21 protein-coding genes and 1 pseudogene are annotated in these 18,294 nt (G+C 68.3%); 2 read left to right on the forward strand and 20 right to left on the reverse strand.

Annotated elements, in window-relative coordinates:
* Positions 1-359 precede the first annotated feature (359 nt).
* From ACTWP6_RS17420 to ACTWP6_RS17500, 17 genes and pseudogenes are all read right to left on the reverse strand, one after another.
* The gene (locus ACTWP6_RS17420; RefSeq protein ID WP_443188362.1) at positions 360-1,097 is read right to left on the reverse strand and encodes a DUF6390 family protein; all 738 of its coding nucleotides are present in this window, start codon (positions 1,095-1,097) and stop codon (positions 360-362) included.
* A 1-nt stretch (position 1,098) separates the two neighbouring features.
* Positions 1,099-2,172, reverse strand: coding sequence for a hydrogenase expression/formation protein HypE (gene hypE, locus ACTWP6_RS17425; RefSeq protein ID WP_313901311.1), 1,074 nt, complete (start codon positions 2,170-2,172; stop codon positions 1,099-1,101).
* Positions 2,165-3,265: a hydrogenase formation protein HypD gene (hypD, locus tag ACTWP6_RS17430; protein ID WP_260751690.1), complete on the reverse strand. Its 1,101-nt coding sequence runs from the start codon at positions 3,263-3,265 to the stop codon at positions 2,165-2,167. The genes hypE and hypD overlap by 8 nt, the downstream gene beginning before the upstream one ends.
* Positions 3,262-3,579, reverse strand: a complete 318-nt coding sequence (locus ACTWP6_RS17435) for a HypC/HybG/HupF family hydrogenase formation chaperone (RefSeq protein ID WP_260751692.1) — start codon at positions 3,577-3,579, stop codon at positions 3,262-3,264. Before ACTWP6_RS17435 ends, hypD begins: the two co-directional genes overlap by 4 nt.
* Before the next feature lie 14 nt (positions 3,580-3,593).
* The gene (hypF, locus tag ACTWP6_RS17440) at positions 3,594-5,864 is read right to left on the reverse strand and encodes a carbamoyltransferase HypF (protein WP_443188363.1); all 2,271 of its coding nucleotides are present in this window, start codon (positions 5,862-5,864) and stop codon (positions 3,594-3,596) included.
* Positions 5,861-6,115, reverse strand: a complete 255-nt coding sequence (locus ACTWP6_RS17445) for a HypC/HybG/HupF family hydrogenase formation chaperone (protein ID WP_443188364.1) — start codon at positions 6,113-6,115, stop codon at positions 5,861-5,863. The genes hypF and ACTWP6_RS17445 overlap by 4 nt, the downstream gene beginning before the upstream one ends.
* Before the next feature lie 2 nt (positions 6,116-6,117).
* Positions 6,118-6,594 (reverse strand): hydrogenase maturation protease, encoded by a 477-nt coding sequence (locus ACTWP6_RS17450; protein WP_443188396.1) that lies wholly within the window; start codon positions 6,592-6,594, stop codon positions 6,118-6,120.
* Between the two features lie 30 nt (positions 6,595-6,624).
* Positions 6,625-6,744 (reverse strand): DUF6893 family small protein, encoded by a 120-nt coding sequence (locus tag ACTWP6_RS17455; protein ID WP_443188365.1) that lies wholly within the window; start codon positions 6,742-6,744, stop codon positions 6,625-6,627.
* Positions 6,735-8,063, reverse strand: a complete 1,329-nt coding sequence (locus ACTWP6_RS17460) for a hypothetical protein (RefSeq protein ID WP_443188366.1) — start codon at positions 8,061-8,063, stop codon at positions 6,735-6,737. The genes ACTWP6_RS17455 and ACTWP6_RS17460 overlap by 10 nt, the downstream gene beginning before the upstream one ends.
* Positions 8,060-8,698 (reverse strand): DUF6084 family protein, encoded by a 639-nt coding sequence (locus tag ACTWP6_RS17465; protein WP_443188367.1) that lies wholly within the window; start codon positions 8,696-8,698, stop codon positions 8,060-8,062. The genes ACTWP6_RS17460 and ACTWP6_RS17465 overlap by 4 nt, the downstream gene beginning before the upstream one ends.
* Complete coding sequence (locus tag ACTWP6_RS17470; RefSeq protein WP_443188368.1) at positions 8,695-9,330, reverse strand: DUF5947 family protein; 636 nt, start codon at positions 9,328-9,330, stop codon at positions 8,695-8,697. Before ACTWP6_RS17470 ends, ACTWP6_RS17465 begins: the two co-directional genes overlap by 4 nt.
* Entirely contained in the window at positions 9,330-10,214 is an 885-nt protein-coding gene (locus ACTWP6_RS17475; RefSeq protein ID WP_443188369.1) for a NifU family protein, read from the reverse strand. Before ACTWP6_RS17475 ends, ACTWP6_RS17470 begins: the two co-directional genes overlap by 1 nt.
* A 3-nt stretch (positions 10,215-10,217) precedes the next feature.
* The gene (locus ACTWP6_RS17480; protein WP_443188370.1) at positions 10,218-12,014 is read right to left on the reverse strand and encodes a nickel-dependent hydrogenase large subunit; all 1,797 of its coding nucleotides are present in this window, start codon (positions 12,012-12,014) and stop codon (positions 10,218-10,220) included.
* Between the two features lie 88 nt (positions 12,015-12,102).
* The gene (locus ACTWP6_RS17485; protein ID WP_443188371.1) at positions 12,103-13,158 is read right to left on the reverse strand and encodes a hydrogenase expression protein HypE; all 1,056 of its coding nucleotides are present in this window, start codon (positions 13,156-13,158) and stop codon (positions 12,103-12,105) included.
* A 124-nt stretch (positions 13,159-13,282) separates the two neighbouring features.
* Positions 13,283-14,053, reverse strand: a complete 771-nt coding sequence (hypB, locus tag ACTWP6_RS17490) for a hydrogenase nickel incorporation protein HypB (protein WP_443188372.1) — start codon at positions 14,051-14,053, stop codon at positions 13,283-13,285.
* 2 nt (positions 14,054-14,055) lie between these two features.
* A complete protein-coding gene (locus ACTWP6_RS17495; RefSeq protein WP_443188373.1) occupies positions 14,056-14,385 on the reverse strand; it encodes a hydrogenase maturation nickel metallochaperone HypA/HybF in 330 nt (109 codons plus the stop codon).
* A gap of 55 nt (positions 14,386-14,440) precedes the next feature.
* Positions 14,441-14,739 (reverse strand): annotated as a pseudogene (locus ACTWP6_RS17500) (hypothetical protein); the annotation flags it as partial.
* 205 nt (positions 14,740-14,944) lie between these two features.
* Between ACTWP6_RS17500 and recA the strand changes: the two are divergent.
* Together recA and recX are read left to right on the forward strand one after the other, a co-directional pair.
* Complete coding sequence (recA, locus tag ACTWP6_RS17505) at positions 14,945-15,997, forward strand: recombinase RecA (protein WP_260751712.1); 1,053 nt, start codon at positions 14,945-14,947, stop codon at positions 15,995-15,997.
* On the forward strand, positions 15,966-16,526 hold the full coding sequence (recX, locus tag ACTWP6_RS17510; RefSeq protein ID WP_443188374.1) for a recombination regulator RecX: 561 nt from the start codon (positions 15,966-15,968) through the stop codon (positions 16,524-16,526). The genes recA and recX overlap by 32 nt, the downstream gene beginning before the upstream one ends.
* A 154-nt stretch (positions 16,527-16,680) precedes the next feature.
* On the opposite strand, the gene ACTWP6_RS17515 is transcribed toward recX, so the two are convergent.
* Genes ACTWP6_RS17515 through ACTWP6_RS17525 form a run of 3 tightly spaced genes read right to left on the reverse strand, consistent with a single transcriptional unit; the run spans position 16,681 to position 18,251 of the window.
* Entirely contained in the window at positions 16,681-16,950 is a 270-nt protein-coding gene (locus ACTWP6_RS17515; RefSeq protein ID WP_443188375.1) for a hypothetical protein, read from the reverse strand.
* Entirely contained in the window at positions 16,947-17,360 is a 414-nt protein-coding gene (locus tag ACTWP6_RS17520) for a DUF1622 domain-containing protein (protein WP_260751716.1), read from the reverse strand. The genes ACTWP6_RS17515 and ACTWP6_RS17520 overlap by 4 nt, the downstream gene beginning before the upstream one ends.
* 12 nt (positions 17,361-17,372) lie before the next feature.
* Positions 17,373-18,251 carry an amino acid ABC transporter permease gene (locus ACTWP6_RS17525; protein WP_260751718.1) on the reverse strand — a complete coding sequence of 293 codons (879 nt, stop codon included), beginning with the start codon at positions 18,249-18,251 and terminating at the stop codon, positions 17,373-17,375.
* Positions 18,252-18,294: the final 43 nt, after the last annotated feature.

Below are 18,294 nucleotides of genomic sequence, written 5' to 3' on the forward strand. Positions count from 1 at the left end.
CCGGTCAGTGATTCTGCTCGCCGCCTGCGCTTCCGGAATCAGCCGATTTCTTCCGCCCGGCGTACGGCGGCACTTCGGGCTCGACATCCCGCGGAGGTTCCGTCGTGAATCCTGTCTCGAAGTCGCTCTGCCCCGGTTCGCCGTGACTGGGCACCGATTCGGCGCCCTCGATGGCGCCGGACGGCCGATCTACCGGTCCGCCCGACGGCTCATCTGACCCAGTGTCGCGGGATCCGCTTTCTCTACCATTGTCCATGGGTCGCCCTCCTCACAGGCCTCCGCTCGTCGCGGCCATGCCCGCTCGAGCGGATACCCCCGGGGTGGTCACCGAAACCGCGTGCTCGGGGCGTTCTCCCTGGTCAAGATTGGTTTCTGGCGGTGGCGACGAGTCCGAGGGTGGCCTGCGTCGCCGCGTTCAGAGCGGCGGTGTCCGCCTCGCTCAGACGCTCGCACACCCAGTCCCAGTGGGCGGCCACGACATCGCCGACGTCCGGTCTGGTGGTCAGCGACGTGCCGTCGCGGTGCCAGCGCACCCGCTCGGTTTCGAGCTCGCCGAGCGACAGACGGCCGGCGTCGAAGGTGAGCGGCGCCGAGTCGATGAGCACATGGTCGTCGTCAACGGAAGTCACGGTGCCCCAACGGATCCGGCAACTCTGCAGGATGCGCAGCGCTGTGCCCGGGTCTCGGTCCAGGAACCTCACCCACGGATACACTACGAGCACGTGAAAACTGTGGTGCGCCAACGCAGTTGCCTGATCGCCCACCTCATCGAGCAGCCCCGTCACCTGACCGGCGAACGCTGACCGGAGCCGGGCGAGCAGGTCCTTGCGGCCCACCGCGTCGAGGAGCGGACCGCCCACCCAGTAGGTGCGCACCACGTCCCGGTCGAGCGGGTCGGCCACACCCGCCGCGTCCGCGATCGCCTGAAGGTACGGCCACGCGCCGTCGAACTCCCGCGCCACCGCGGTCGTCTGCTCCGCGGTCCCGAGCAACGCGCCGGTGTCCTCCGGCCCGCAGTACCCGAGTTCGTTCGGCGGATAGGCGAAACGCGCGAACAGCGTGTGGCCGGTGCGGTGCTGTCCGGCGGGGGCCGGCATGTCAGCAGATCCGGGGCAGTTGCTCGCCGATCGGCAGGTCCACCACCCTGGTGCCGCCCAGCGCCGTCCTGGCCACCACCATGCCCGGATGTTCGGCAACACAGGTGCCGATGACCGCCGCGCGCGCGCCCAGTGGATGCGCGCGCATCGCGGCGAGCACCCGGTCGGCGTCCGCGGCGGCGACGAACGCGACCAGCTTGCCCTCATTGGCGACATAGAGCGGGTCGAGGCCGAGCATGCTGCACGCGTCGCGCACCGCCGCCGGAACAGGCAGCGCGCGTTCGTCGATCGACACACCGGCCCCGGCGGCCCGGGCGATCTCGTTGAGCGTCGCGGCCAGCCCACCGCGCGTCGGGTCACGCAGTGCGTGCAGGTCCGCGCCCGTGGCGACCATCGCGGCCACCAGTCCGTGTAGCGGAGCGGTGTCGCTGGAGACCGCGGTGGCGAACTCCAGGCCTTCGCGGCAACTGAGCACGGCAACCCCGTGGACGCCGATGTCGCCGCTGACGATCACCGCGTCGCCCGGCGCCGCCCGCTGCGGACGGATGTCGGTGCGCTCGTCGATCAGCCCGATACCCGCGGTGTTCAGATAGACCCCGTCACCGTGGCCGGAGTCGACGACCTTCGTATCACCGGTGACCAGCCTGACCCCGGCCGCCAGCGCCGCGGTGCCCACCGCCTGGGCAATCCGTGCCAGCTCCTCCAGCGGCGTGCCCTCCTCGAGGATGAAGGCGGTCGAGAGCACTTTCGGAACCGCTCCGGCCATCGCCAGGTCGTTGACCGTGCCGTTGACCGCCAGGTCGCCGATCGAACCGCCCGGAAAGAACATCGGCTTGACGACGAACGAGTCGGTGGAGAACGCCAGGCGGGCGCCGCCGAGATCGACGATCGCCGAATCTCCCATCGCCGCGTCGGCGGCCGGCCCGTACGCGGGCAGGAACAGTTGCTCGATGAGCTCGCCGGACATGGCGCCACCGCCGCCATGTCCCATCACGATGTTGGGGGCGTCGCGCAACGGGGCCGGGCACACCCACGACTCCATATCGATGCTCGCCTCCGGCTCGGTATCAGGCATTGGTCACCTCGAGGCGCCGGTACAGGTAGTACGCCGCACAGGCGCCCTCGGACGAGACCATGGTGGCCCCCAGCGGGTTTCGCGGTGTGCACAGGGTTCCGAACGCCGCACACTCGTGCGGTTTGATGAGCCCCTGCAGTACCTCGCCGGAGCGGCACACCGCGGACTCCTCGGTGTGGATGTCGCTGACGGCGAAGCGCTGTTCGGCGTCGAAATCCCGGTAGGCGTCGGACAGCCGCCAACCACTGGCGGGAATCACGCCGATCCCGCGCCAGGCCCGGTCGGTCACCTCGAACACGTCGAGCAGCATCGCCTTGGCGGCCGGGTTGCCGACGTCCTGAACGGCGCGGGGGTAGGCGTTCTCCAGTTCGTGGCGGCCGGATTCGAGTTGCATCACCGTGCGCCGGATGCCCTCCAGGATGTCCAGGGGCTCGAAACCGGTGACCACGATCGGGATTCCGAACTTGTCGCACAGCGGCGGATACTCACCGGTGCCCATCACGGTGCACACATGGCCGGCCGCCAGGAACGCCTGGACGCGGCACGTCGGGGACTCCATGATCGCCGAGATCGCCGGCGGTACGAGCACGTGGGACACCAGCAGCGAGAAGTTGCCGATGCCAAGCCTTTTGGCTTGGTAGACCGTCATCGCGTTGGCGGGCGCGGTGGTCTCGAAGCCGATACCGAAGAACACCACCTGCCGGTCCGGGTTGTCCCGCGCGATCGTCAGCGCGTCCAGTGGGGAGTACACGACCCGGATGTCGCCCCCTTGGCTCTTGACGCGGAACAGGTCCTTCTCGCTGCCGGGCACCCGCAGCATGTCGCCGAACGAGCAGAAGATCACGTCCGGCCGGGATGCGATCTCCAGGGCCTTGTCGATGATCTCCAACGGCGTGACGCACACGGGGCACCCCGGCCCGTGGATCATTTCGACGGTGTCCGGCAGCAGTTGGTCGATACCGTGCCGGATGATGGAATGGGTCTGCCCGCCACAGACTTCCATGATCGACCAGCGTCGGGTGGTGGCCGACCTGATCTGGTCGAGGAGCCGTGCGGCCAGCTCCGGGTTGCTGAATTCGTCGAGATACTTCACGACCTCACCTCCGAAGGTCCGTCGGTTGCGGGATTGGCGGTGCCCGCCTGCCGCGCTGCCAGCTCGAAACCGTCAGCGAATTCCTCCTTGAGGACGCCGAGGTGCTCGAACTCGGCCAGCGTGCGCCGTGCCGACTCCTCGTCGAGCCGCTGGATGGCGAAGCCGACGTGGACGACGACGTAGTGGCCGATCTCGGCGTCGGGGAGGTACTGCAGGCACACATCCTTCTTGACGCCGCCGAAGTCGACGACCGACATCAGCGTGCCGTCACGTTCTTCGATGCTGATGATCTTTCCCGGTACTGCCAGACACATCGGCGTCCTCCCTTTCAGACGGCGTTTCCTACGATCAGCTGACCCAGCGCGACACCGCCGTCGTTGGGTGGCACACGGTGATGTGTGATGACGTCGAACCCGTTCGCGGCCAACAGCATGCGCGACCGGCGCAGCAACAGGGCATTCTGGAACGTTCCGCCCGAGAGGGCCACGGTGTAGCCGCGGTTGGCGAGCGCGAGCTCGAGGATCAGCGCGGCCACCGCGTCGTGAAAACGCGCCCCGATCACACCGGCGGCGACACCGGCGCGGGCGTCGTCGACCACCGCCGACAGCACGGGGGCGGGGTCGATCTCCGCCGTGGATGGCGCGTGGTCGACGGCGAACCGGTAACCGGCTGTGCCGCAGTTACAGTCGCGGGAGCGACCTTCGAGTTCGATCGCCGCCTGCGCCTCGTAATCGACGATCTGACGAACGCCGGCCAGCGCCGACACCGCGTCGAACAGCCTGCCCATGCTGGAGGTCGGTGCGCACCCCAGGCCGGTCTCGAGCTGGTGGCGCAGCACCCGCTGTTCCCGGGGCGGGCATGTTCGTACCGGTGCCAGGTCCGGCGTCCACGGCAGGCCGGCGGCCCACAGATGGGCCAGCGCCATCCGGTACGGACGCAGCACGCTGACGTCGCCGCCCGGCAGCGGCACATAGCGCAGCCGGGCCAGCCGCCGGTAACCCTTGTAGTCGGCGAGCAGAACCTCACCGCCCCACACCGCCCCGTCGGGGCCGTACCCCGTTCCGTCGAAGGCGAATCCGAGGACGGGCGCGGCGCCGTCCATGCCGTGCTCGGCCATCACCGCGGCCAGGTGCGCGTGGTGGTGTTGCACGCTGCGTACCGGACGGCCGGCGGCGTTGCGCAGCGCCCACGCCGTCGAGCGGTACCGCGGATGCGCATCGGTGACCAGTACCTCCGGTTCCACCGCGGTCAGGACCCGGAGATGCTGCTGTGCGGAGTCGAACGCCGACAGGGTGGCCAGGTCGTCCATGTCGCCGATGTGCTGGCTGAGCCAGGCATACCTGCCGTCCGCGACGGCCATGGTGTTCTTCAGATCTGCGCCCACGGCGAGTGTGGGGGGTACCGCGACCGGCAGGGCGATCGGCAGAGGTGCGTAACCGCGTGAGCGCCGGATCGGGGTGTCGGCGCGCATCACCGAGTCGTCGCAGGGGACGAGGATGGGCCGGTCGTGCATCAGCCATCCGTCGGCCAGGCCGCGGAGCCGGTGGAGCGCGTCTGTGTCGGTGAAGCAGATGGGTTCGCCGCCCAGATTGCCCGACGTCATCACCAGAGCCTGCGGCCCGGGTTCGTCGCCGTCGAGGCCGAACAGCAGGGTGTGTAACGGGGTGTAGGCCAGCAGCACCCCGAGGTCGGGGTTGTGCGGCGCCACCGCCTGGTCGATCGGCGCGCCGCAGCGCCGCGGGATCAACACGATCGGGCGGGCCACGCTGCCCAGGAGCGCCGCGGACGCCGGGTCCGGTTCGGCGATGGTCCGTGCCGCGGCGAGATCGGGCACCATCACCGCGAACGGTTTGTCGCCGCGGCGTTTCCGCGTGCGCAGCCCGTTGACGGCGTGGTGATCGGCGGCATCACAGGCCAGGTGGTAGCCGCCGACGCCCTTGACCGCCAGCACGCCGCCGCCGCACAGCAGCTCCCTGGCGGCACGCAACGCGAGCTCGCCGTGGGTTTCGCCTCCGGTACCGTCCCGGTATCGCAGCGTCGGCCCGCACTGCGGGCAGCAGATGGGCTGCGCGTGGAACCGGCGGTCGGCGGGGTCGGTGTATTCGCGTGCGCAGGCGGCACACATCGGAAAGCCCGCCATCGTGGTCGACGCGCGGTCATACGGCAGTGCCGCGGTGATCGTGAACCGCGGGCCGCAGTTGGTGCAGTTGATGAACGGGTGCCGGTAGCGGCGGTTGCCCGGGTCGCGCAACTCGCAGGCGCAGTCGGCGCACATGGCGACATCGGGGGAGACGAGCGTGCGGCCGCCGCCGGTGCGCGAGGTGTCGGCGATCGTGAATCCGGTGCCGCCCACCAGCAGAATATCCTGCACCTCAACAGATTCCACGAAAGCCAGGGGCGGTGGATCGGTGCGCAGCCGGGACAGGAAGCGATCGATGTCCGCTTCGGCGCCCTCGATCTCGATGAGGGCGCCGGTGCTGTCGTTGCGTACCGAACCCGACAGTCCGAGCGCAGTGGCCTGGGTGTACACGAAAGGCCGGAAGCCGACGCCCTGCACCACACCGCGCACGCAGACACGGATCCGCCTGCGGCCCCTCACGGTGACTCCTCGGCGGCGCGCCCTCTGCCCATCAGCTCCAGGCCGGCCAGCGCGGCGTCCGCGCCGGCTTTGTCGGTCTTCTCGACGACGAAACCCATGTGGATGATCACCCAGTCGCCGGGCGCGAAGCGTTCCTCGGGCAGCATGCCGACGTTGACCTTGCGGTGTTCGCCGGCGACGTCGACGAGCGCCAGCTGGTCACCGTAGCCGTCCACCATGCCGACCACCTGTCCTGGGATACCGAGGCACATGATCAGCCCCTCCCCGCCGCGGAGTGCGCCGCCAGGCCGGCCACCACGTCCTCGACGGCACGCACGGCGGCCGGTACCGCGGCGGCGACGACGGGCGAGAGCCCGATACCCTCCGCCACCGTCGCGACCTGGCAGCCGATGACCACGGTGCGCGGCGGTGTCCCACCGAGCGCGTCCAGGCTGGCGAACACCGCGACCGGGTCCATCGCGTGGGCGTCCAGACCTGTTGCGCCGGTGCGGGTTCGGAGATCAGCGTCGAAGACGTCCAGCGTGCCTGGCGCGCCGCGGTCGGGAACGGCGTCGACGAGGACCAGTGCCGACCAGTCGTCGAGCAGGTCGTAGGCCAGGTGCATGCCCCTGATCCCATAGTCCGTCACCCGGACGTCCGGCCCGGTGAGCCGGGGCGGGACGCGCCGGATCACCTCGGGTCCGAAGCCGTCGTCTCCGAGGAAGATGTTGCCGATCCCGGCCACCAGTATTCGGGGCGTGATGACGAGTCCTTCCTCAGCTCACATCCGGCGCATTCTCAGGTAGCGCTGGATGTCGGGGATCGACCGCACCCCGACCACCGCCACCGCGAGGACCGTCGCGGCCACCAGTGCCACCGTGATCCGACCGACTACTTCCATGGTGCTCTCCCTTCCACGAGCGGCTCCACCTCGTCGGGCGCGAAGTAGAGATGACGGCCGTACCAGTCGTGCAGGTCGGCGGCGGGGTCGTCGTCGAGGACGACACCGATGTGCTCGCCGCCGTCGACGTCGGCGTGCACCGACGTCACTCGCGCGGTCTTGTCGGCGTAGAACAGGTCCTGGGCGTCGGCGCGCCGCGACGGGTGCAGCCGCACCCTGCTACCCCGCGCGACCCTGGTGCCGTTCACCAGGACGGCGTCGAGTTCCGGACGGACAGCGGTGTCGGCCCGCGGATCCCACCAGTCGGTGTCTGAGGGGATCTCGGGAATCAACGGTGGCGTGCACGCGTGCGGGTCGCGCAGCACGCCGTGCAGACCGAGCATGGCCTCCGGGGACATCGAGTCGCAGCGGTCGATGATGTCGGCGGCCCGCGGGTCGGTCGCCCGCGCCGCCGACTTCTCCTCGTCGGTCATGGTCATCACGCGCAGCGTCAGGATCTCGTCGATCTCGCAGGCGTCATACAGGTCGCCCTGGCTCTGTTCGGCGATCTCGGGGTGGTCGTAGAGGATGATCGGCGACACCAGCGCCAGGTCGCGCTCACCGGGCCGGCCGGCGAGCACCGGGAAGCAGCGGTGCTGGCGACATCGTGCCGCGGCTTGGGCGGCCCGGTCGGGAGGCTCGAGCAGCGAGACGAATTGGGCCCCGTCGATCTCCAGCAGCAGGTGGGCGCCGATCAGCGAGGTCGCGATCGCCTCGCGTTTGTCCGCCGCGGGGACCGCGGTGTTGCGGACCTCCAGCGTCAACCGCACCAGGCCGTCGCATGGTTCGGCGCCGATCGCCAGTTGACCGTGCAGGCTGCGCCGCTCGCGCACCAGTCTGCCGCCATCGACGGTCTCGACGTCGCGGCCTGCGGGTATCGAGATGTCCACCGTGCGAGGCGAACCGGTCACCGGTGCGGGGTCGATCGCGACCTCGCACTCCACCGCTTCGTCCCAGCTGAGCCACCGGCGGGGGCCGGCCTGCAGTTCGTGCACCCGCTGATAGCCGGCCGGGGTGCCGCGCTCGGCGCTGCGCTGCTGCAGCTGCAGGAAGCGCACCGCGCCGGACAGCGTCGGCACGCCGTCGGGTTCGACGAGCAGCTGCGCCGACAGCGAGTCGTTCTCGCCGATGCCGGCCTGTTCGGCGCCCGGCGGGCCCAGTACCCCGAACTGCCAGCGTGACTGGTTCTTCCCGGAAGTCGCGCGGTACGGGTAGAGCAGGTAGCCCTCGTAGAGCACCGCGTCGGCGACGGCGCGGGCCCGGTCCCATCCGGTGCTCATCGCAACTCCCTGGCCGCGGCGAGCAGTTCGGTGACCGCGTCGTCGAAGCCGAGCAACCCGCGCGCCGACCGGTAGGCCGCCAGCGCGTCGATGGTGTCGCGGGTCAGGCGCAACCAGCCGGTGCCGGGGTAGTGCTGCCGGATGAGGTCGTGCCACACCGCCACCGGCATGTCGAAGCGTTCCTCGCGGTCCCACGGCACCTGACGAACGCTGAAACCCCGCTCGCCCTGCGTGAAAACCGTTCCGCTGAACAGGAATCGCAGCGGAACGGTGCCGGTGCCGAGTGCGAGCAGATATTTGGCGGCCTTGACCTCGAAATCATAGGTGCACTCCAGCGGCAGCTCGGCGATCGTGTCGCCGGTGAACCCGGCGACGACCGCGGCGGTGTGCTGCCACAGGAAGGTCTGCTGGGTGGTCGACCACCGCTCCCGGGGTCCGAACAGGTCCACCAGTCCGTCAGCCTCAGCGTCGGAATAGCTGCGCCGCAACGGTTCGATGCGCACCTGGCATCGCAGCGCGAGCGCGTGGACCGGAGTGTCACCGTCGGCCGCGACGCCGACCCGGGCGGTCAGGACCGGGGTGACGGCGTAGGGCTCGGGCGCGATGTCGACGACGGTGAAGTGGATCTCGGTCATGGGCGTGGCACCGCCGGCGCGCGCTGGTCGAGGAGGGTGAAGAACCCATCGACGAAGTCATGGGCCTCGGAGCCTCCATCGAATCCGTGCCACAGCATGCGCAGTCGCCCGACGAACTCGTAGCAGGCGTCGATCGGGACCAAGTATCCCCGTGGCGTGGCGTCAGGGATGTCGGGGATGCGGACCAGCAGGGCCTCGGTGTCTGCGGCCAGCCGGTCAACCCGCGGGTCGTCGCCGCGAATGTCGTTCCACGCCTGCAGATCAAGTTCCGATTCGGTGGCCCCCGCCGGGCCGGGATAGAACGCCACGGTGCGCCCGAGCGAGGAGTTGTGGAAGAAGAACGCAAGGCCGACCGGGATCTGCAGGCGCTCCCACACCCGGCGGTCCAACGCGAGGTCCGGGAAGGCCAGGTACCGGTCCGGCACCGCCCGATAGCGCAATGTCGCAGCGGTATCGGTGAACAGCAGATAGCAGCCGCGACAGACACACATCAGTTGTCTGCCTTCGACGTCGACCACGTGCTGGTGTTCGTCGCCGACGGGTTCGGCGCACATCTCGCAGCGCTCCCCGGCCGGCCGGGGGGCCGCCCGATCGGCCCGGACCCGGGCCAGCACGTCGAAGGCTCCCGGCATCACGCCACCTCCGCGGACGCCGGTACGGCCAGCGACAACACGCCGTCGCGTTCGAGCACCGGGATCGGTTCCAGGTGGCCGTCGCCGCCGACCCCGCGCCCGGCGCGGAGCACGTCGAACCGCGCGCCGCACCCCGGGCAGTGCACCACGGTGCCGGCCAGCCGGGTTCCGGCCAATGAGCCTGCGCACGCGGCGCACCGATCGCGGTAGGCGACCACGACGCCGTCCACGCGGCACGCCAGGGCGCTCACGCCTGCGGTGCGGAAGCCGCCGACCTCGCCGTCGCGCAAGCCGGCCAGTTCGGGCACCGGAAGCCACGTGGAGTGCCCGGCGTGCACACGGCTCATCAACGAATGGGCCGGGATGACGCCGGGTCGGCCATCTGCTTCGGTCGCGACCACCTCGATGGCGGCGATCTCGGGGGCGGCGGTGCGGACCGCGTCCTGGACGGCGAGTTCCAGCGTCACCGACGAGGACGGGCAATTCGTGCAGCTGCCTAGCAACTGCAGGCGGACGACGCCGTCGGCCACTCCGAGCAGTGTGACGTCGCCGCCGTGTGAACCCAGATAGGGCCGTACCGAGGCGAGCGCGTCGGCCACCCGCCGTTCGGTGTCGTGCGGATGCAGACCGTGTACCAACAGCAGGCTGGCTACCAGATCGTCGGCCGTGAAGGCCTGCGCCAGTTCGGGTTCGGCGGCCAGCGCGGTGTCCAGCATCCGCTCGAGCGCGGCGCCGTAGAGGTCGGTCACCTCGCGGACCAGTTGTTCGGCGCGCTCACGGGCGACGGTGCCGCCGGTCGCGAGCGCGTCGAGCAGCGTCTGGATCCGATCACCCGCCGTGCGCCACTGTGCGTCGTCGGGGCGCGGCGGGGCCGGCGGGCCCATGCCCTATTCCCCGGTGACGGACTGGGTGGGGGAGTGCAGCAGGTCCAACTGTTTGCCTCCGCCCAGATACATGTGCACACCGCACGGCAGGCACGGGTCGAAGCTGCGCACCGTGCGCATCACGTCGATGCCCTTGAAGTGCTCCCGGTCGTTCTCCTCGAAGATCGGCTGGCCCTGCACCGCGTCCTCGTACGGTCCGGGTGTCCCGTAGCTGTCGCGCGGATTGGCGTTCCACGGGGTCGGCGGATACGGGTGATAGTTCGCGATCTTGCCGTCGCGGATGACCATGTGGTGGGACAGCACCCCGCGCACCGCCTCGGTGAAGCCGCAGCCGATGCCCTCGTCGGGCACCTCGAACTTCTCCCAGGTCTTGGTGCGCCCGGCGCGGATCTCGGTCAGCGCCTTCTCGGCGAAGTGGAGCGCGCACGCGGCGGCGTACGCCTGGAAGTACGTCCGGGCCCGGTTGCGTTCCAACGTGTTCGAGCCGTACCCGGGGATCTTCCACTCCAACTCGACGGGACCTTTCAGGGCCGTCTTGGGCAGGTTGATCCGCACGCTGGTGCCGGTGGCCTTGACGTAGCCGATGTCGACCAGACCGGCCAGCGCGGTCGACCACAGCCGCGCCAGCGGGCCGCCGCCGGTGTCCAGCGCGAGGTGATCGGTGCCGTCGAACCAGCGCGGCGACATCACCCAGCTGTACTTTTCGTCGAAGTCCCGCTTCTGCGGCTTGGGGTTGGTGTGCTGGTTCCAGGGGTGGCGCCGGTCGATCGGGTTGCCGAGCGGGTCTGTCTTGACGAACATCTCCTGATCGGACCAGTCCTCGTAATAACTGTGGCCCAACAGGATTCGAATTCCCAGATTGATGTCGACCAGGGAGTGGGTGTGCAGCTTGCCGTCGATGATCACGCCGGGCGTGACGAACATCGCGTCACCCCAGCGCTCCATGTCCTTATAGGCGAAGTTGCACACCTCGGGATCCTGGAAGGAGCCCCAACATCCGAGCAGGGTGCGCCGCAGCCCCACCTGGTCGTACCCGGGCAGCGCCTCGTAGAAGAAGTCGAACAGGTCGTCGTGCATCGGCACGACCTTCTTCATGAACTCGACATAGCGCATCAGCCGGGTCATGTAGTCGGTCATCAGCTGGACGGTGGCCGTGGTGCCGATGCCGCCCGGGTACAGCGTCGACGGGTGGACATGGCGTCCCTCCATGAGGCAGAACATCTCCCGGGTCCACCTGCTGACCTGTAACGCTTCCCGGTAGAAGTCGCCGGTGAACGGATTGAGCGCTCTCATGATGTCGGCGACGGTGCGGTAGCCGTGCGCGTCGGCGTGCGGGGACGGGGTGTTCTCGGCTTTGGCGAGCACGCTGGGGTTGGTCTCGGCGACCATCTTCTCGCAGTAGTCGACCCCTACCAGATTCTCCTGAAAGATGTTGTGGTCGAACATGTATTCTGCGGCTTCGCCGAGATTGATCAGCCACTCGCCGAGGTGCGGCGGTTTGACGCCGTAGGCCATGTTCTGGCAGTAGCACGAACAGGTGGCGTGGTTGTCGCCGCAGATACCGCAGATGCGGCTGGTGATGAAATGGGCGTCCCGGGGATCCTTGCCCTTCATGAAGATCGAGTAGCCGCGGAAGATCGACGAGGTGCTGTGGCACTCCACCACCTCCCGGTTCTCGAAATCGATCTTGGTGTAGATGCCGAGGCTGCCGACTATGCGGGTGATCGGGTCCCACGCCATTTCCACGAGTTGACCGGGGTCACGCTTGACGTGGGACGGCTCGGGAATGGTCGTTGTCATCGAACTTCTTCTCTCTCTGTGACGCTGCGCAGTTCACGCGTGCGGCGGGCGTCGGGTGGTTCGCCGGAATGTGCCCGGGCCTCCGCTCCTACCAGGTGCGGGCCGCTCCTGATTCGAGTTTCTCGCCGGGGTGCCGCCACCGGGGTTCGTGGTCGACGGTGCGGCCGGTGATGTGGCGCAGGCTGCGGATCATCGATCCGTACAGCCCGGACGCGGTCGAGGACAGCTTGCCGCCGGTTGGTTCGTCCATGAACGGCATGAACTTGTCCGGGAATCCTGGCATCGTGCACCCGATACAGATGCCGCCGACGTTCGGACATCCGCCGACCCCGTTGATCCAGCCCCGTTTGGGAACGTTGCATTTCACGACCGGACCCCAGCACCCGAGTTTCACAATGCACTTGGGAGATCCGTACTCCGTCGCGAAGTCACCCTGCTCGTAGTAACCGCCGCGGTCACAGCCTTCGTGCACGGTCGCCCCGAACAGCCATTTTGGCCGCAGCGCGTCGTCCAGTGGGATCATCGGCGCCTGGTCGGTGGCCATGTACAGCAGGTACGTCAGCGTCTCGGAGAGGTTGTCCGGCTGGATCGGGCAGCCTGGCACGCACACGATCGGGATCCCTGCCTTGGACTTCCAGTCCCATCCGAGGTAGTCGGGCACACCCATCGCGCCGGTCGGGTTGCCCGCCATCGCATGGATACCGCCGTAGGTGGCGCACGTCCCGACCGCGACGACGGCGGTCGCCTTCGGGGTGAGCCGGTCCAACCATTCGCTGGTGGTGATGGGCTGACCGGTCGCCGGATCGTTGCCGAACCCGCACCAGTAGCCTTCGTCCTTGATCTTCTCGTTGGGGATGGACCCCTCGACGACCAACACGAATGGTTCCAGTTCGCCTCTGTCTGCTCTGAAGAACCATTCGAGGAAGTCGTCCGCACCTCCGCTGGGCCCGCATTCGAAGTCGATCAGGGGCCAGTGGACGGCGACCTTGGGCAGACCGGGGAGGGCGCCGAGCGCGATCTCCTCGATGCTCGGTTGGGTGGCGGCAGTCAACGCCACCGAATCGCCGTCACAACTCAGTCCGGCGTTGATCCACAGCACGTGGATCAATGCCTCTTCCGCTTTGACTGCTGCCTCGCTCGGCATGTGTCACAGCTTTCCGGGGCCGGGCTGGGACCCCTGCGGCATCGGAGTCGACCGTCGGCCCACTTGCACGCCGCTGGTTTTGGTTTACTCGCGCCGAACGGCCGTTGTCAACGGATCGATGGATCTAGGTCCCCGCACCGGTTCCGGTTTGCCGCGATCGGACCCAGCGGTACCAATCCGCGGTGCCCGCGCCGGTCTTGGCCGACACCGTCAGCACGTCGACGCCGGGGTTGACCGACCGTGCGTGGTCGGCGCAGCGGTCGACGTCGAAGTCGACGTAGGGCAGCAGATCGGATTTGTTGATCAGCACCAGCCCGGCGGCGGCGAACATGTGCGGGTACTTCAGAGGTTTGTCGGTGCCCTCGGTCACCGAGATGATCACCACCTTGGCGTGCTCCCCGAGATCGAACATGGCCGGGCAGACCAGGTTTCCCACGTTTTCGATGAACAGCAGCGAGTGTTCGGGCGGGTTGAGAACCCCTAGCGCATCACCGATCATCTGGGCGTCCAGGTGGCAGCCGGCCCCGGTGTTGATCTGCACCGCGGGTGCGCCGGTGGCCCGGATCCGTTCGGCGTCGAGCAGGGTTTCCTGATCGCCCTCGATGACCGTCACCGGGCCGGCGGCGTCCATCTCGCGGATGGTCCGCTCCAGCAGTGTGGTCTTCCCAGCGCCGGGCGAACTGGTCAGGTTCAGCGCGAGGATGCGGCGTTGCGCGAGCCACCGGCGGTTCTGTTCGGCCAGGGCGTCGTTCTTTGCGAGTACCCGGTGCTCGAGATCGACGGTGTGGGTGCGCCGACTGTCATGGTCATGGGGGTGGTCATGGGGGTGGGCGTGGTCGTGGGGGTGTCCGGTGATCGTCGATGTGTTCTCGCCGCAGCCGCAGGTTGCGCACATGGTCAGCTCACTTCCATCGATCGGATCCTGATGTCCTGGCCGGCGGTCACCTCGACGTCGGCACTGCCGCAGGGGCAGAGCAGGAAGAAGTCCGCCAGCGCGAAGTCGGCGCCGCAGGCGCGGCAGTGTGCGGTGCCGGGGCGCACGTCGATGTCCAGCTGTGCGCCTTCGGCGACGGTGCCCTCGGTGGCCAGTTCGAAGCAGAACTGCATCGAGTCGGGGACCAGTGCGCACAGCGCGCCGATTTCCAGTGTCACGCCGTGCACGCGGCGTCCGGCGGCGTGTTCACACACGGCATCGACGACACTCTGGGTGATCGCCATCTCGTGCATGAGAGTCCGTTCCGTGGCGGATGATCCACGATAGGACCGGCGCGCGCGGCGCGTCCAGCCGAGCGACGAACTCGTTGCGCCCCAAGGAGTTCGGGCCGAGAATCGCCTCGAAGCCGGTCCTGGCGTCCGGCGAGGTCGTCGCGGCGGTCCGGGGATCCCCGGCGGAGGCGGCGAGGATGTGTCCGTCGCTGAACGACGAGGCCCGTATCACGACGATGCGGCCGGCGCCGCCGAACGCCTCGGCGTAGTCGGAGAGCCGTCGTCGCGGGTGCCGGTGAAGCCGTGCGCCTTCACGACACGTGCTCATGCGCTGTCACCGCCGCCGACCTGCGGCCGGTACCTGTACGCCGCCATCTCGGCGGTACCGGCCGGGATCCGGACGCGTCATGCCCGGAAAAGGTGAGCCGTCGGCGTGTCCACTTGAATCGAACACCTGTTCGTCTACTGTGGGGGGAGTTCGACCGCAGACATCGTACGAAGGACTTGTCGGTGGCTTCGCCTAGCGTCACGGCCAACCGACCGAGAACCGGTCAACAACGACTACCGGAGAGGTATCACCATGGCACCGCAAGCCCCTGATCGCGAGAAGGCCCTGGAACTGGCGCTCGCGCAGATCGACAAGAACTTCGGCAAGGGGTCGGTGATGCGACTCGGCGAGGACGTGCGCCCGCCGATCGCGGTCATTCCGACCGGGTCGATCGCCCTCGACGTCGCGCTCGGTATCGGCGGACTGCCCCGCGGCCGTGTCATCGAGATCTACGGTCCGGAGTCCTCCGGTAAGACCACCGTCGCGCTGCACGCCGTCGCCAACGCGCAGGCCGCCGGCGGTATCGCCGCCTTCATCGACGCCGAGCACGCCCTGGATCCGGAGTACGCCAAGAAGCTCGGTGTCGACACCGACGCGCTGCTGGTGTCCCAGCCCGACACCGGTGAGCAGGCACTCGAGATCGCCGACATGCTGGTGCGCTCCGGCGCGCTGGACATCCTGGTCATCGACTCGGTGGCGGCGCTGGTGCCGCGCGCGGAGATCGAAGGGGAGATGGGTGACAGCCACGTCGGCCTGCAGGCCCGCCTGATGAGCCAGGCGCTGCGCAAGATGACCGGGGCGCTGAACAATTCGGGCACCACCGCGATCTTCATCAACCAGCTGCGCGAGAAGATCGGCGTGATGTTCGGGTCCCCCGAGACCACCACGGGCGGTAAGGCGCTGAAGTTCTACGCCTCGGTCCGCCTGGATGTCCGGCGTATCGAGACGCTCAAGGACGGCACCGACGCGGTCGGCAACCGCACCCGGGTCAAGGTCGTCAAGAACAAGGTCTCGCCGCCGTTCAAACAGGCCGAGTTCGACATCCTGTACGGCCGCGGGATCAGCCGGGAGGGCTCGCTCATCGACATGGGTGTCGAGCAGGGCTTCATCCGCAAGTCCGGATCCTGGTTCACCTATGACGGGGAGCAGCTCGGCCAGGGTAAGGAGAACGCCCGGAACTTCCTGCTGCAGAACCCCGACGTGGCCAACGAGATCGAGAAGAAGATCAAAGAGAAGCTCGGTATCGGGGCTCAGTTGACCGATGATGCAGCCGATGACGCTCTTCCCGCTCCCGTCGACTTCTGACCCGGCCGGAGCTCAGGTCGACGAGTCCGACAAGCGTGCTGAGCAGGCGCGGGCCCTGTGCCTGCGTCTGCTCACCGCCCGGGCCAGGACGCGTGCCGAGCTCGAGGCGCAGCTCGCCAAGCGCGGATACCCCGACGACGTGAGCGTCGCGGTCCTGGACCGCTTGACGCAGGTCGGCCTGATCGACGACGAGGACTTCGCTGAGCAGTGGGTGCGTTCGCGACGCATCAACGCCGGAAAGGGCAAGCGTGCCCTGGCCGCCGAGTTGCGCAAGAAGGGCGTCGACGACGAGGTGATCGACGCGGCGTTGGCCGGGATCGATGCCGGCGCCGAACGCACCCGTGCCGAACAACTGGTCCGTGACAAGCTACGCCGCGAGAAGCTCGGCGACCCCGACGACAGGGATGCCGAGAACAAGGTGGCGCGACGGCTGGTGGGAATGCTGGCCCGCCGTGGCTACAACCAGTCGATGGCGCTGGACGTGGTGACCGCCGAGTTGGCGAACGAAAGGGAGCGTCGGAAAGTGTGAGCTCAGCAGGTGCTCGACCAGCGGGGTGTCGCCGACATCGGGAATTTCCGACTCGGCATCCGTACGGACTGGCGTTGTGGCAGAAGCGCATTGAACGTCTGCTGACCGACCGGGTCGACGAACTCGGAGTCCGCGGGACTGACTGACGCACTGTCTACGTGGTTCGGGGCGTCCGCCGCGGTGACGGGGTGAGGTCGGCGATCAGGGTACGAGTGATGACACGGCGTAGCACGATCAGCCCGGCGGTCACCGTGATCGCTGTCCACGACGAATCCACGCTCAACCGCAGCAGCCCGGCCGCGGTGAGCAGCTCGAGCGTCACCCGCAAGGCGGGCAGGGGTCGGCGGAAGACGATCAGCGCCGCCGACCCCAGCACGATGCCGGCGAGCGCGAAGCACCATGACGCGTCGAGGACGACGTTCACGACACCGGTGGGGGATCGGCTGTGGGCCGCGGGTGGCGCAACAGCTCGATCTCGCGTTGCTCCTGGGCGATCTCGCGGTTGAGGAAATAGTTGAGCGCCGTGCGGATCGCCGCGATCGCGGCGAGCTTGCCGATCTCCTCAAAGGACGGCGAGATCGCGGTGCGCAACACGTCGGCCGCGAGCTGGAATTCAAGCCCCAGCACCAAGAACCGGGCCAAGGTGAGCCGGACGGCGGAGAACTGGTTGATGTTGCGCCGGCCCAGGGCGGCGACGAACTTCACGATCGCGACGACGGCGCCGATCATGATGACCACCGCTCCGCACGCCTCGATCAGGCGGACCATCAGATCGACCATGTCCCGCAGCGTCGACTCGGGCAGCACCTCGAAGGCCAGCAGGGTGGAACTCATCGGCGGTCCGCGTCAGACCGCGCGGCTGCGGTCGCCCTGCATGTCCAACGGTTCGGCCTCCATCGGCGCCGGACCCTTCCGGGATCTGCGCATCCGGCGTTCCAACCAGGTGGCAAACCACGACAGCGAGAAGTTCAGCGCGATCATCAGCAGCGCGATCACGATCAACGCGGGAATGTAGTTGCCGTACGCCGAGCCGATCACCGTGCCCTGCCGCACCATCTCGACGAACGTGATCTGGTAGCCCAGCGCGGTGTCCTTCAACACCACGACCAGCTGTGAGATCAGCACCGGCAGCATCGAGGTGATCGCCTGCGGCAGAAGGATGGACCGCATGGTCTGCCCCCACGTCAGGCCGAGCGCCGATGCCGCCTCGGACTGACCGCGCGGCAGCGCGTGGACACCGGCGCGCACGATCTCGGCGATCACCGCGCCGTTGTACAGCGTCAGCCCGGTGATCACGCCGGCCAACGCCAGATGCTTGGACGGGAACACGTCGTAGAACGCGTACAGGAAGTACGCGAAAATCATCATGATCAGTACCGGCACCGCTCGGAAGAACTCGACGAACACCGAGCAGGCCCACCGGATCCCGGTGTGCGAGGACAGTCGCCCCACGCCGAGCGCGAGACCGAGCACCAACGCCAGCACGATCGACACCGCCGCCGCGGTCAGCGTGCCCTCCGCGCCCGGCAACACATAGGTGCGCCACAGGTCCGGCGTCAGGAACGGTTCCCACTTCTCGGCGGTGAGCTGGCCCCGCGAGTCGAGCCGCGAATACACCACCCACGCCACCAGTGCGAGGACCACCAGGGTCACCGCCGAGATGACCCGGTTGCGGATCCGCGCGCGCGGCCCGGGTGCGTCGAATAGAACGGAGGACCCGGTCACAACCAGCCCACCTGCCTCGGCGAGCAGACAGTAAATCGCATCG

This window comes from Mycobacterium sp. 4D054, from assembly GCF_052245755.1.
Classification (GTDB): domain Bacteria; phylum Actinomycetota; class Actinomycetes; order Mycobacteriales; family Mycobacteriaceae; genus Mycobacterium.